Origin of the sequence: Streptomyces gilvosporeus, from assembly GCF_002082195.1 — a bacterium.
Taxonomy (GTDB): Bacteria; Actinomycetota; Actinomycetes; order Streptomycetales; family Streptomycetaceae; genus Streptomyces; species Streptomyces gilvosporeus.
On record NZ_CP020569.1, the window covers coordinates 6,368,829 to 6,382,263 of the forward strand.

A 13,435-nucleotide genomic window follows, 5' to 3' on the forward strand; every position below is an offset into this window, starting at 1 on the left:
GGAGGCGTACGCCGCGCCTGACGGGGCGGCCTACGCCTCAGAAGCCGAAGTCCTGCGTCCACCACGGCCCGCCCGGCCCGAGGTGCACGCCCACCCCGAGCGTCTTGTATTCGCAGTTGAGGATGTTCTCGCGATGGCCTGTACTGGCCATCCAGGTGTCCATCACCGACTGGGCATTGGCCTGGCCGCGGGCTATGTTCTCGCCGCCCAGATCCGTGATGCCCGCCTCGCGGGCCCGGTCCCACGGCGTGTGGCCGTCCGGGTCGGTGTGGTCGAAGAAGCCGCGCGCGGCCATATCGTCGCTGAACGCCTGCGCCAGCCCCGCCAGTTGCCGGTCCGCGGTCAGCGGCGAGCAGCCGGCCCGCGCACGCTCCTGATTGACCAGCGAGAGCACCTGATCGGCGGCGGACGGCTCCGGATCCGGGCTCTGCGACGCCGACGGGGTCGTCCTGGGCGTCGGCGAGGCCGACGCCGTCGGCTCCGCGCTCTTCGCGGGACGGGGCGAACCGGTGCCCGTGGCGGGGGATTTGGTGCTGGAGGAAGGGGAGGGCGAGGCCGACGGGGACGCCGCCGACGACGGCCGCCGGGGGTGCGGGACCGCGGTACGCCCGGCGCCACGGCTCGCCGGATCGGTGGCGCGGTCCGTCGGCACCACGGAATTCCCGCCCTGCGGCCCGGCCTGCGGCAGCGCATCGGCGCGCACCCGCTCCCCGCGCTCACCGCCGCCCACCACGAACTGCCCGCCGCCCGGGATCAGTCCGGAAGCCACCGCCACCGCTCCCATGGCCACCGCGGCCGACGCGCCGAGCAGCCCGGTGCGCACCGGTGCCGTACCGCGGCGGGGCCCCGCGCGATGACCGGCGTGCCGTGTGCTGCCGGCCCGCGCCGAACGCGGTGCGACGGCGTCAACAGGCCGGGTACCTACGGGTTCCGGCGCACGGTCGGGCGCATGGGGAGCAGAACGTCGATGGCGGCCCATCCGCTGCCTTCCTTCCGTCCTCACCGTCAAATGCAACTCACCCAAAAGGGTGAGTCCCGATGTCGGGGGACTGTACGCCATGACGTCCCGGCCCGAGGTGCCTCAACGGCAATTGGCCGGTTAACGTGCACACATGAACGAAGACGTCCGGGTGACCGCGTGGGTGCGCGGCCGCGTCCAAGGGGTCGGATTCCGCTGGTTCACCCGCGCCAACGCCCTGCGCATCGGCGAACTCGCCGGATTCGCGAGCAATCTCGGCGACGGCCGCGTCCAGGTCGTCGCCGAGGGCCCGAAGGAACGCTGCGAGGAACTGCTGGATTGGCTGCGGACCGGAGACACGCCCGGCCGCGTCGACGGCGTCACTGAGATATGGGACACGCCCCGCGGCGGCTACGACGGCTTCGAAATCCGCTGACCGGCCCACCGGAACCGACCGGACGGCCGTCAAAAATGATCTTCGGCCCGCGTCTTTGTCGGCCGCTCACCACAGATAACGCCTGGTGGTTGCCAACTCGGCCGACCCGTGCAAGGCTGCCGCTGTACGGATGATCTCCACACCCCGCGGGGCCCTTCTGGAGAGCGAGCGCAGCGCCACGACGGCCGCGCACTCTCGGGCGCCCGACGATACGGGGTGTGATCGTGTTGACCCTCAAACCATTTGGTGAGACTCTGGAATCCCCGCGCACCTTAGCTGTTTGGCATTGAAGACAACAGTAATGACAAGCACCGCGGGTGCGAATCCCTCACGACCCACACCGCTTCGGTCGGTCACTCAGTGTGGAGGACCATCCATCATGGCAAAGGCGCTTCTCGGTTACGTCGGCGGCTCCGACCCCCGAGTCCTCTCCGAGATGCGACGGCTTCAGCAGCGCGTCCAAGACCTTGAATCCGAACTCATTCGGATGCAGGCCGAAAACGACATGCTGTCGGCTGCCGCACGTCGCGACGACTCGATGCTGGACATCGACGTACCCCAGGCGGAGCCCGCGCTCACCTGACCCCAACCCAGGGCCGGACGGGCTGCTCGCCAGCCGCTTGAGGCACCGCCGCTCTTCAAGATCTGCAAGGGACGCTTCGGCGTCCCTTCGTCGTTTCGCGCCCGTCGTTTCGTGCCGTCGTATCGGTGCGGAATCCGGGTCCGGATCTTCCGGGTCCTTCCCGAGCCTTCCCGTGTCCGCCTCCCGCGCATTCTGGAAAGTTCCAGCATATTCGCGCGCGGTTGGGTTTCCCGGGATTTGCGATTCGTGGTCTTCGGTGCCGCTGCTTTGCCGTGCCGGCCTGCTTCGGCCTCCGCTGGTTTTCGCCGACTCCCCGGTCCGGCGGACCGGCGAATTCTCCACCGGATCTTCCGGTCCTTTGCCCCTCCCCGGCCGTCGGCCCGTATCCCGGCCTTCCGGTCCGGTTCCGTGATCCGTCTGCCCGCCCCGTTCCGTGACCCGCCCCTTTGGCCTCTACGGCCTCTTCCGCCCCGCCGAACCTCCCTCACCGCACGGCTTACCGCTTGATGTGCCCGGCGCTTTCCCCGGCGAAACCGAAAAAGAACACCACGTGGAGCCCCTGGGCGCGTCCGGCCGCCATACCCGGGGGTCGTACCCCGGCTCGGCGCGCCCCGTACCCCGGCGGCGGAATGTTGGGACCGCCCCCCGACGGGCGGCCGGTAGAGTCCAACGGCGTGCACCTGAAGAGTCTGACCCTGCGAGGCTTCAAGTCCTTCGCCTCCGCCACGACGCTGCGCTTCGAACCCGGCATCACCTGCGTCGTGGGCCCCAACGGTTCCGGCAAGTCGAATGTCGTGGACGCGTTGTCCTGGGTCATGGGCGAACAGGGCGCCAAATCGCTGCGCGGCGGAAAGATGGAAGACGTCATCTTCGCCGGCACCACCGGCCGGGCCCCGCTGGGCCGGGCCGAGGTCTCGCTCACCATCGACAATTCCGACGGCGCACTGCCCATCGAATACGCCGAAGTCACCATTACCCGGATCATGTTCCGTAACGGCGGCAGCGAGTACCAGATCAACGGCGACACCTGCCGCCTGCTCGACATCCAGGAACTGCTTTCCGACTCCGGAATCGGCCGCGAGATGCATGTCATCGTCGGCCAGGGCCAGCTCGACTCCGTCCTGCACGCCGACCCCATGGGCCGGAGGGGATTCATCGAAGAGGCCGCCGGCGTTCTCAAACACCGCAAGCGCAAGGAGAAGGCGCTGCGGAAACTCGACGCGATGAAGGCCAACCTCGCCCGCGTCCAGGACCTGACCGACGAGCTGCGCCGCCAGCTCAAACCCCTGGGACGCCAGGCCGCCGTCGCCCGGCGCGCCGCCGTCATCCAGGCCGACCTGCGCGACGCCCGGCTGCGCCTGCTCGCCGACGACCTCGTCACCCTGCGCCGGGCCCTGCGCGCCGAGATCGAGGACGAGGCCGCCCTCAGGGAACGCAAGGAGGCCGCCGAGACCCGGCTGCGCACCGCCCTCCAGCGGGAGGCGGCACTGGAGACGGAGGTGCGCGCCCTCACGCCACGGGTGCAGCGCGCCCAGCAGACCTGGTACGAGCTGTCGCAGCTGGCGGAGCGGGTGCGCGGCACGGTGTCCCTGGCCGAGGCGCGGGTAAAGAGCGCCTCCCAGATCCCGCAGGACGAACGCCAGGGACGCGACCCCGACGACATGGAACGCGAGGCCGCGCGGATCCGCGAACAGGAGGCGGAGTTGTCCGCCGCCCTGGAGGCGGCGAGCCGGGCCCTGGAGGACACCGTCGAGCACCGCGCCGGACTGGAGCGGCAGTTGGCGGACGAGGAACGCAGGCTGCGGGACGTCGCCCGCGCCATCGCCGACCGCCGCGAGGGACTCGCCCGGCTCAGCGGGCAGGTCACCGCCGCCCGCGGCCGCGCGGCCTCGGCACACGCCGAGATCGGCCGGCTCGCCGAGGCCCGCGACGCCGCCCAGGAGCGGGCCGCCGCCGCCCAGGAGGCGTACGAACGGCGCAAGGCCGAGGTCGACGGGCTGGACGCGGACGACGAGGAGCTGGGGGAACGGCATGCGGCGGCCCGCCGCGAGCTGGCGGCGGCCGAGAGCGCGCTGACCGCCGCCCGCGAGGCGCACACCGCGGCCGAACGGGCGCGCGCCGCCACCTCGGCCCGCCACGATGCCCTCGCCCTCGGCCTCCGTCGCAAGGACGGCACCGGCGCACTGCTGGCCGCCGCCGACCGCCTGACCGGGCTCCTCGGCCCGGCGGCCGAACTGCTCACCGTCACCCCCGGCTTCGAGATCCCGGTCGCCGCCGCCCTCGGCGCCGCCGCGGACGCCGTCGCTGTCACCGACCCGGCCACCGCCGCAGAGGCCATCCGCCTGCTCCGCCGACAGGACGCGGGGCGGGCGGCGATGGTGCTGGGGCGGGTCGAGGGGGCTGGGGGAGCGGGGCGGGGGGATGGGGTCGCTGGGGCTGGTGTGGGTGGTGCGGGCGATCTTGAGGGTGGTGCTGCTGTTGGTGCTGGAGGTGTGGCTGGCCTGGCTGGTACGGCTGATGTGGCCGGTACGGACGGTGCGGCCCGTGCGGACGGTGCGGCCCGTGTGGCCAGAGCGACCCATGTGATCGATGCGGCCGACATCGCCGACGTGACCTGTATGACTGGTGTGACAGATGTTGCGGATGCGACCAGTGTGGATGGCCGGGCCGCTCTGGATGCCGCGACGGGGGAGGCGGCAGGTGGCGGGGGCGGCGTGCCTGCGCAGGGCGGCGGCCCGGCGGCGGGCGTCGCTCCCGCGGCGGGCGTCGGCGAGCCCGCATCGTCGGCTTCGTCGGCCGGCGACGTCACCGCCGCCGTCCCGGCTCCCGCTCCCGCCCCGGCTTCTGCCCCGCCGCCGACCTCTGCCACTGCTCCTGCATCCGGTCCCTCCGGCCACTCTGGTCCCTCTGGCCACTGCGGTCCCTCCGTGCCGTCCCAGGTGGCCGGCCCCGGGCGCGGCGCCGACACCCGTTCCGCGTCCGCGCCCGTATGGGCGGGGCAACTGGTTCACGGACCCCGGGAGTTGACGGCTGCCGTGGCGCGGCTGCTGCGGGATGTGGTGGTGGTCGGGACATTGGAGGACGCCGAGGAGCTGGTGGTGGCGCGGCCCGACCTGATGGCGGTGACCGGGGAGGGCGATCTGCTGGGAGCGCACTTCGCGCAGGGCGGGTCGGCCGGGGCGCCGAGTCTGCTGGAGGTGCAGGCGTCGGTCGACGAGGCCGCGGCCGAGCTGGAGCGTCTGGAGGCGCGCTGCGCGGAGCTGGCCGCGGCCGAGCGGGCGGCGAAGGAGCGGCGGGGCGAGTGCGCCGCGCTGGCCGAGGCGCTGGATGAGCGCCGGCGCGCGGCCGATCGGGAGAAGTCCAAGGTTGCGGGGGACCTGGGGCGGCTCGGCGGCCAGGCGCGGGCGGCCGCCGGGGAGGCCGAGCGGTCCGCCGCGGCCGCAGCCAAGGCGGAGGAAGCGCTGGAGCGGGCCACCGAGGAGGCCGAGGAACTCTCCGCCCGGCTGGCCGCGGCCGAGGAGGACGCGGGCCCGGGCGACGAGGAACCCGACACCTCCGTACGGGACCGGCTCGCCGCCGACGGCGCCAACGCCCGCCAGACGGAGATGGAGGCCCGGCTTCAGGCCCGTACCCATGAGGAGCGGGTGAAGGCGCTGGCCGGGCGGGCCGATGCGCTGGACCGGGGGGCGCGCGCCGAGCGCGAGGCGCGGGCGCGGGCCGAGCGGCGCCGGGCCCGGCTGCGCCACGAGGCCGCGGTGGCCTCGGCGGTCGCCTCCGGCGCACGGCAGCTGCTGGCACATGTCGAGGTGTCGGTCGTGCGGGCCGAGGAGGAACGCGCCGCCGCCGAACGCGCCAAGGCCGAACGGGAAGCCGCCCTGGTGGCCGAGCGCGAACAGGGCCGGGAGCTGAAGTCCGAGCTGGACAAGCTGACCGACTCGGTCCACCGCGGCGAGGTGCTCGGCGCGGAGAAGCGGCTGCGGATCGAACAGCTGGAGACCCGGGCGCTGGAGGAGCTGGGGGTCGAACCGGCCGTGCTGATCTCGGAGTACGGTCCCGGGCAGCCCGTCCCGCCCTCGCCCCCGGCCCAGGGCGAGGAACTGCCCGAGGACCCGGACCACCCGCGCAACCAGCCGGTGTCCTATGTGCGCGCCGAGCAGGAGAAACGGCTCAAGGCTGCCGAGCGGGCGTATCAGCAGCTCGGGAAGGTGAACCCGCTGGCGCTGGAGGAGTTCGCGGCACTGGAGGAACGCCATCAGTTCCTCAGCGAGCAGCTTGAAGACTTGAAGAAGACCCGGGCCGACCTGCTGCGGGTGGTCAAGGAGGTCGATGAGCGAGTGGAGCAGGTCTTCACCGAGGCCTTCCACGACACGGCGCGGGAGTTCGAGGGCGTGTTCGCGCGGCTGTTCCCCGGCGGCGAGGGCCGGCTGGTGCTGACCGACCCGGACGACATGCTGGCGACCGGCGTGGACGTCGAGGCACGGCCGCCGGGCAAGAAGGTCAAGCGGCTGTCGCTGCTGTCGGGCGGCGAGCGTTCGCTGACGGCGGTGGCGCTGCTGGTGTCGATCTTCAAGGCGCGGCCCAGCCCGTTCTATGTGATGGACGAGGTCGAGGCCGCGCTGGACGACACCAATCTGCAGCGGCTGATCCGGATCATGGAGGAACTCCAGGAGAGCTCCCAGCTGATCGTGATCACCCACCAGAAGCGGACTATGGAGGTCGCGGACGCGCTCTACGGCGTCTCGATGCAGGGCGACGGCGTCTCCAAGGTCATCAGCCAGCGGCTGCGCTGACCGACGCTCTCCCGACTGGTATCGACCGATCTCGGCCGCACCGAACGGGAACGAGGCCGCAATCCCATCTCGGCCGCTTGGTTTGGTGTCGTCCAGGGCGGCCTCCGCGACCGCTGTGCGCTCGCCCCTGGCTTCTGTGTGTTGGGGCCCGCTTGTCTTCTGGCCTTGGCTTGCAGCGCAGCCGCTGGCTGATGATCTTGGAGACTCCGTTGTGCCCCTCGCCTCCATTGCCTTCTTGTCTTTGCCTCCTTGCCGCCTCCTCATACTCCGGCAACAACTACGGTGCGTGATTCGTTCCCGCGGAGAGTTATCGGGAGGGTGAATCTGTGGGGTGGGATTGCGGCCTCGTTCCCGTGCCGTGCCTCTGTTTGTGTCCTCGTTTGTCCCTTGCATTGCCCCTGGCTTTGTGCCGCGCTTTGTTGCATCGAGGCATCTCTTCAGGAGTTGAATGACGAGGTCGGGGGGTGACGGTTAAGGCGGCGGGAAACGAAAGTGTCACGGGCTATTGACTTCGAAACTTGAAGGCATAGTCTCTGCAACGTTGCTTTTACCTTCAAGTGGTGGGTGTCCCCAACGTATGCGCCACTGGAAGGGCCAGCCCCCGATGCCCGGCAGCGCAGCCGGGCCACTGGAGTTCACGTTGACCAGCACCGCGCAGCCGACGGTTCCGGAAGGCCGTAAGGCCCACCCGGACCATCTCGGCCATGTCATCTTCATCACCGCGGCTGCCGCGATGGGCGGCTTCCTCTTCGGATACGACAGTTCCGTCATCAACGGTGCCGTCGAGGCGATCCGCAGCCGTTACGACGTCGGGTCCGCCGTCCTTGCTCAGGTGATCGCCATCGCGCTGATCGGCTGCGCCATCGGCGCCGCGACCGCGGGCCGGGTCGCCGACCGGATAGGCCGCATCCGGGTCATGCAGATCGCGGCGGTGCTCTTCACCGTCAGTGCCGTCGGCTCGGCCCTGCCGTTCGCCCTGTGGGACCTGGCCCTCTGGCGCGTCATCGGCGGTTTCGCGATCGGTATGGCCTCGGTCATCGGCCCGGCCTATATCGCCGAGGTCTCGCCGTCCGCCTACCGCGGTCGGCTCGGCTCCTTCCAGCAGGCCGCGATCGTGGTCGGTATCGCCATCTCCCAGCTCGTCAACTGGGGCATCCTCAACCTCGCCGACGGTAAGCAGCGCGGCACCATCGCGGGCCTGGAGGCCTGGCAGTGGATGCTCGGCGTGATGGTCGTCCCGGCCGTGCTCTACGGTCTGCTCTCCTTCGCGATCCCCGAGTCGCCCCGCTACCTGATCTCCGTCGGCAAGATCTCGCGCGCCAAGGAGGTGCTGTCCGAGGTCGAGGGCCACTCCGTCAACCTCGACACCCGGGTCGTGGAGATCCAGGACGCGATGCGCCGCGAGCACAAGTCGACCTTCAAGGACCTGCTCGGCAAGGCGGGCTTCCTGCCGATCGTCTGGGTCGGTATCGGGCTCTCCGTCTTCCAGCAGCTGGTCGGCATCAACGTCGCCTTCTACTACTCGTCGGCGCTGTGGCAGTCCGTGGGCATCGACCCGAGCAGCTCGTTCTTCTACAGCTTCACCACCTCCATCATCAACATCATCGGCACCGTGATCGCGATGATCTTCGTCGACCGGATCGGCCGCCGCCCGCTGGCGCTGATCGGTTCGGCCGGTATGGCCGTCGCGCTCGGCCTGGAGGCGTGGGCGTTCTCCGCCAAGACCGCGGCCGGCACCCTGCCGACCACCGAGGGCACCATCGCCCTGATCGCCGCGCATGTCTTCGTGCTCTTCTTCGCGCTCTCCTGGGGCGTCGTGGTCTGGGTGTTCCTCGGCGAGATGTTCCCGAACAAGATCCGCGCCGCCGCGCTGGGCGTCGCCGCCTCCGCGCAGTGGATCGCCAACTGGGCCATCACCGCCAGCTTCCCGAGCCTGTCCGACTGGAACCTCTCGGGCACGTATGTGATCTACATGATCTTCGCTTTGCTCTCCATTCCCTTCGTGCTCCGGTACGTCAAGGAGACCAAGGGCAAGGCGTTGGAGGAGATGGGCTAACCCCCCCGCCAGTCTGTCTCCTCAGTTGTTGCTGCTGCCCCGGCTCACCCGAGCCGGGGCAGCACCGTTTTCGGTGCCCGTGCCCGTGCCTACTCCAGGAGCGGGCTGTTCTCGGGTATCTCCACCCAGCGGCGCGGCGGGCCGTCCACCGCGGCCGCGTCCGTGAGGCGCAGCCCCGCCATGGCGGAGGCGTAGGCGAGGACGTCGGCGCCCCACATGTCCTCCGGTACGTCCCAGTCCCAGAAGCGGTAGAGCCAGTGCCCCTCGGGTGAACCGCTGTGGTGGCCGGGCTTGCCGATCTCCTCCCCGAGTGCGGTCCGGCCGTTCCGGGAGAAGGTGCCGAAGGTGCCGCCCTTGGGGTTGAAGGAGACGCCGTAGGCGGTGGTGCCGGGGGAGAGGGCGTTGAGGACAGCGTCCGTGCTCATGCCGTACCAGGAGGGCTGGATGAGCACACATCCGCCGTTGACGCCCGTCACCCCGACCCAGCGCTCGGCCTCGTCGACGTCGTAGGGGTCGAAGCCGTAGAGGTCCGTGCCGTCCGGGCCCGGCTCCGCGTCCACGTCGCGCACCGGGGAGTTGCGGGGGTCGCCGCCGAGCCGCCGGACGGCCTCGTCCTCGTCGATGCCGAGGACGAAGGCGACCGAGAGGCCCTCCGTCCCGACGCCGCGGAACACGGCGATCCGTTCGTCGGCGTCCCGTTGGGCGGCGCGCTCCTCGTCCGTCAGCGGTACGGCTCCCGGCAGCCCGGCGAAGAGCGGTGCCAGGGCCGTCGTCAGCGCCAGTCGGCCCGGTGAACGGCCGCCGAGCTGTGACCGCCAGGCATCGGCGCCGGCCTCCAGTAGCAGTGCGGCGTTCGCCTGTGCGCCGTGGCAGACGGCGTGCCACAGCGGGGTGCAGCCCTCGTCGTCCCGGGCGTCCGCGTCGGCCGTCCGCGCGAGGAGTGCGGCGACGGCCTCGGGGGAGCCGTGGGCGGCGGCCAGATGCAGCGGTGTGGCGCGGTTGTCGGGGTCGGTGGCGTCGGGATCGGCGCCGTTCGCCAGACGGGCTCGGACCAGATCGGCGTCCAGCCAGTGGTCGTGGCGCATGCCCTCCCAGTCGGCTCGCGAGGGGTCGGCGGCGGGCGGGGTCCAGGGCCCGGGGGGTTCCGGATACGGGGCCGGGGCCATGATCTCCGACGGTCCGAAGCCGACGCCGAGAAAGCTCCGCACCTCCGGGCCGTCCGCCGCCGGGGCCTGCGACCCGGCGTCCGGCCAGATCTCCAGGGCCTCGCCGGCCAGGTGCCGCAGGGCCGTCGCATCGATGTCCGTAGCGGTCTCGGGCACCTGCTCGTCCGGCCACTCGACCACCAGACGGGTCGGCCCCGCGGGTGGCAACTGCGAGAGATGCAGCGCCATTTGATAGTGGAAGGCGCCGCCCGAGCCGCCGCTCAGCCGCAGGGTGGGGCCGCTCCGCCCGGCCGTCGGCCAGGGGGCGGCGTCGAGCGTGGTGACCTTGCGGCCGTCGGCCAGCAGCAGGCCGCAGCGCAGCGCCCCGGGCCCCGGACCGTCGGCGCCCCACCGGCCTCCCGGTGGGATCTGCCGTAAAAAGACGGACAGTTGCATCGTCACCGACCCCGGCCAGATCTCCCATCCGGTGAGCATGATCCGCACATCGGGCCCCGCGCCGATCTCCACGACCCGCGATAACCGGGCGGGGACGAACCGGTCGCGGGGCGCCGACTCCTCTTCTTCGGCGGGCTCGTAGGCACCCAATGCCAGGGGCCGGGCGGGCGGTTCGGACGTCGTGCAGGACGTGATCGGTCCTTCGAAGAAATTCATGTGACCCAGCGTGACACCCGCCACTGACAATGCCCCCGGCCCGGCCGTCGCCGCAGGTCAAGCGGTGGTGCCGACCGTCGCACCCGCTTCCAGCCGCGGCAGCACCCGCTCCGCGAACAGATGCAGCGAACGCCAGCCCTCGTCGATGGGCATCCCGCCGCACAGCGGATGCAGGATCAACGAGCCCTGCGCTCCTGCCTCGTGCGCCATCCGTACGCATTCCTCCGGCGTGACGATCCGGTAGACGCCCTCCGCCCGCAGCGCCGCGGTGTCCGTCGCGGCGGAGCGCACCGCGGAGCGGGTGCCGGCGGACTGCCAGGAGGCGTAGGTCCGCGCCTCGTGCAGCAGATGCGACCCGTACCCGGCCCAGGTGCGGTCCGGGTCCTCGGCGATGTGGAGAAGACTGGTGTGTTCGGGCGGCTGAAGGACCCAGCCCTGGGTGCCGTACTCGGCCCGCCGGGCGTCGTAGTAGGCGGCGAGTTCCGGGAGGCGGGCGCTGGGGAAGAACGGCAGTCCCAGGCGGGCGGCGCGCCGGGCCGCGGCGCGGGAGCTGCCGCCGACCAGCAGCAGGGGATGCGGCTGGGTGAACGGGCGCGGGGTGACCCGGACGGTGCGTCCCCGGTAGGTGAACGGCTCACCGGTCCAGGCGGCCAGCAGTGTTCGGAGCACCTCGTCCTGGAGGGCGCCGCGGGTGGTGAAGTCCTTGCCGTGGGCCGCGTATTCCGCTTCCCGGTAGCCCAGCCCGGCGACGGTCGTCAGCCGGCCGCCGCTGAGCAGGTCCAGGGTGGCGAGGTCCTCGGCCAGCCGCAGCGGGTCGTGCAGCGGGGTGATCAGGGCGGAGACGGTGACGCCGATCCGGCGGGTGGCGCCGAAGACGGCGCCGGCGAAGGGGAGCGGGGAGGGCATCCAGCCGTCGGTGGTGGCGTGGTGCTCCTCGGTCTGGATCACGGTCAGGCCGCGGTCGTCGGCGAAGGCGGCCATCTCGACGGCGGCGCGGTAGCGGGCGGCGTGCGCTCGGGGGCCGGGCGGTGACGGGTCGGCGAGGTTGAAGCGCACGACGGTGCTGGGCATGGCAGACATGACGACGTCCCCTTCGCCGGCGGTGGGCGAAGGGGACGTTAGCTGACGGTGGGTCAGTTCACCAGGGTGCGGATCCCGGTGGTCAGCCGACCTCGGCCGGCACCGGTGCCTCGTCGGCCGCGCGCTCGGCCGCGAGCGCCGGGACGTTCTCCCGGGCGGCGGGCAGGACGGCGAAGACCGCCGCGGCGATCACGATCGTGGCCGCCCAGCCCAGGCCGTTCTGCCCGATCCAGGTGTCGGCCAGCGGGCCGGTGAACCACTGGACCTTGGTGAAGCACAGGCCCGCGATCAGCGCGACGCCCCAGGCGGTCATGGCCTGCCAGCAGAAGCCGCCGGCGTACCAGTAGCGGCTGGTGCGGGTGGTGTCCATCAGGCCCTCGGCGTCGTAGCGCACGGCCAGCTTGCGGCGCCGGGCCATGTCGATGCCGTACACGCCGATCCACGCCGAGAAGGAGACCGCGAGCAGCGTCAGGAAGGCGATGAACTGCCCGATGAAGTCCTTGGCCACCAGCATCATGAACAGGCCGCCCACCAGGCTGATGACGGCGTTGATGCTGACCGCCAGGGCACGCGGCAGCTTGACGCCCATGGTCTGGGCGGTGAAGCCGGCGGAGTACATCGACAGGCTGTTGATCAGGACCATGCCGACCAGCGCGGTGACCAGGTAGGGGATCGCCAGCCAGGTGGGCAGCATGCCGCCGAGGAAGGACATCGGGTCGGTGTTCTGGCCGGCCAGCTTGGGGTTGGAGACGGCCATCACGCCGCCCATCAGGACCATCGGCACCATCACCAGGGCGGCGCCGGAGACGGTCGCGGAGGCGATCTTCTTGCCGGAGGCGGAGTGCGGGAGGTAGCGGGCGAAGTCGGGGCCGGTGGGGACCCAGCTGATGCCGCCGGCGGCGATGGTGCCGATGCCCGCGACCACCATGGCGGTGGTGCCGGCCTTCTTGGCGAAGATCTCGTGCCAGTTCATCGTGGCGATCAGATAGATCAGCACCATGATGCTGAACAGGCCGAACAGGTACGTCGAGTACTTGTTGCAGACGTTCAGCGCCTTGCGGCCCAGGCCGCTGACCAGGTAGGTGACGGCCACGAAGGCGAGCAGGGTGACGACGATGAGGACGTTGTTGCTCTTGATGCCGAAGAGCAGGTTCAGCACCGTCAGGACCGCGTAGGCACCGGTGACGGCGTTGATCGTCTCCCAGCCGAAGCGGGCCACCCACAGGATCGCGCCGGGGAAGTAGTTGCCGCGCACGCCGAAGGCGGCCCGGGAGAGCAGCGCCCCGGGAGCCCCGCCCCACTTACCGGAGACCGACAGCACGCCGACCATGCCGAAGGCGACGAGGGCGGCGATTCCGGCGACGAGCAGGACCTGCCAGAAGTTCAGCCCGTTGTTGACCGCCAGGGAGGCACCCATGGTGAGCAACAACACGCTGATGTTGGCGGCGACCCAGGTGGGGAACAGTTCGCGGACGCGGCCGTGGCGCTCGCTGTCGGGGACGGGCTCGATGCCCCGTGTCTCGACGGCGCCTTCGGTTTCGGGGGTGGAGGCGGACGTGGTGCTGGTGCCCATGAGTGCGATGTCTCCGTGCGGGGGTCTGGGGGCACCCCCGGTGGAGGAGGTGCAGGCAGCGGCTGTGGTACCTGGCCGAAATTGGCTGCCAGGACTCTACGCGCGTTGCGCGGCCGTCCACCATCGTACTTTGAACCGACTT

Annotated in this window: 8 protein-coding genes; 4 read left to right on the forward strand and 4 right to left on the reverse strand. The window is 71.1% G+C overall.

Features of this window, described 5'->3' with window-relative positions; all coding sequences use genetic code 11:
* Positions 1-37 precede the first annotated feature (37 nt).
* Positions 38-979 carry a CAP domain-containing protein gene (locus B1H19_RS28565; protein WP_083107599.1) on the reverse strand — a complete coding sequence of 314 codons (942 nt, stop codon included), beginning with the start codon at positions 977-979 and terminating at the stop codon, positions 38-40.
* A gap of 133 nt (positions 980-1,112) precedes the next feature.
* On the opposite strand from B1H19_RS28565, the gene B1H19_RS28570 reads away from it, so the two are divergent.
* The 4 genes from B1H19_RS28570 (at position 1,113) to B1H19_RS28585 (ending at position 8,823) form a co-directional block, all read left to right on the forward strand.
* Positions 1,113-1,394 carry an acylphosphatase gene (locus tag B1H19_RS28570; RefSeq protein WP_083107600.1) on the forward strand — a complete coding sequence of 94 codons (282 nt, stop codon included), beginning with the start codon at positions 1,113-1,115 and terminating at the stop codon, positions 1,392-1,394.
* 379 nt (positions 1,395-1,773) lie between these two features.
* A complete protein-coding gene (locus tag B1H19_RS28575; protein ID WP_006602857.1) occupies positions 1,774-1,977 on the forward strand; it encodes a hypothetical protein in 204 nt (67 codons plus the stop codon).
* 674 nt (positions 1,978-2,651) lie between these two features.
* Positions 2,652-6,767 (forward strand): AAA family ATPase, encoded by a 4,116-nt coding sequence (locus B1H19_RS28580; RefSeq protein WP_203237249.1) that lies wholly within the window; start codon positions 2,652-2,654, stop codon positions 6,765-6,767.
* A gap of 640 nt (positions 6,768-7,407) precedes the next feature.
* The gene (locus B1H19_RS28585; RefSeq protein ID WP_083109925.1) at positions 7,408-8,823 is read left to right on the forward strand and encodes a sugar porter family MFS transporter; all 1,416 of its coding nucleotides are present in this window, start codon (positions 7,408-7,410) and stop codon (positions 8,821-8,823) included.
* Between the two features lie 89 nt (positions 8,824-8,912).
* Here the strand turns inward: B1H19_RS28585 and B1H19_RS28590 are convergent, their stop codons facing one another.
* The 3 genes from B1H19_RS28590 to B1H19_RS28600 form a co-directional block, all read right to left on the reverse strand.
* Entirely contained in the window at positions 8,913-10,640 is a 1,728-nt protein-coding gene (locus B1H19_RS28590) for an ankyrin repeat domain-containing protein (protein ID WP_083107602.1), read from the reverse strand.
* Positions 10,641-10,697: 57 nt separating this feature from the next.
* Entirely contained in the window at positions 10,698-11,711 is a 1,014-nt protein-coding gene (locus B1H19_RS28595; RefSeq protein ID WP_083107603.1) for an LLM class flavin-dependent oxidoreductase, read from the reverse strand.
* A gap of 91 nt (positions 11,712-11,802) precedes the next feature.
* Entirely contained in the window at positions 11,803-13,293 is a 1,491-nt protein-coding gene (locus tag B1H19_RS28600; RefSeq protein ID WP_083107604.1) for a purine-cytosine permease family protein, read from the reverse strand.
* Positions 13,294-13,435: the final 142 nt, after the last annotated feature.

Excerpts from the sequence above, each read along its gene's own strand:
- B1H19_RS28565 (WP_083107599.1), bottom strand. The coding sequence starts at position 979 with ATGGGCCGCCATCGACGTTCTGCTCCCCATGCGCCCGACCGTGCGCCG.
- B1H19_RS28570 (WP_083107600.1), top strand. The coding sequence starts at position 1,113 with ATGAACGAAGACGTCCGGGTGACCGCGTGGGTGCGCGGCCGCGTCCAA.
- B1H19_RS28575 (WP_006602857.1), top strand. The coding sequence starts at position 1,774 with ATGGCAAAGGCGCTTCTCGGTTACGTCGGCGGCTCCGACCCCCGAGTC.
- B1H19_RS28590 (WP_083107602.1), bottom strand. The coding sequence starts at position 10,640 with ATGAATTTCTTCGAAGGACCGATCACGTCCTGCACGACGTCCGAACCG.
- B1H19_RS28595 (WP_083107603.1), bottom strand. The coding sequence starts at position 11,711 with ATGCCCAGCACCGTCGTGCGCTTCAACCTCGCCGACCCGTCACCGCCC.
- B1H19_RS28600 (WP_083107604.1), bottom strand. The coding sequence starts at position 13,293 with ATGGGCACCAGCACCACGTCCGCCTCCACCCCCGAAACCGAAGGCGCC.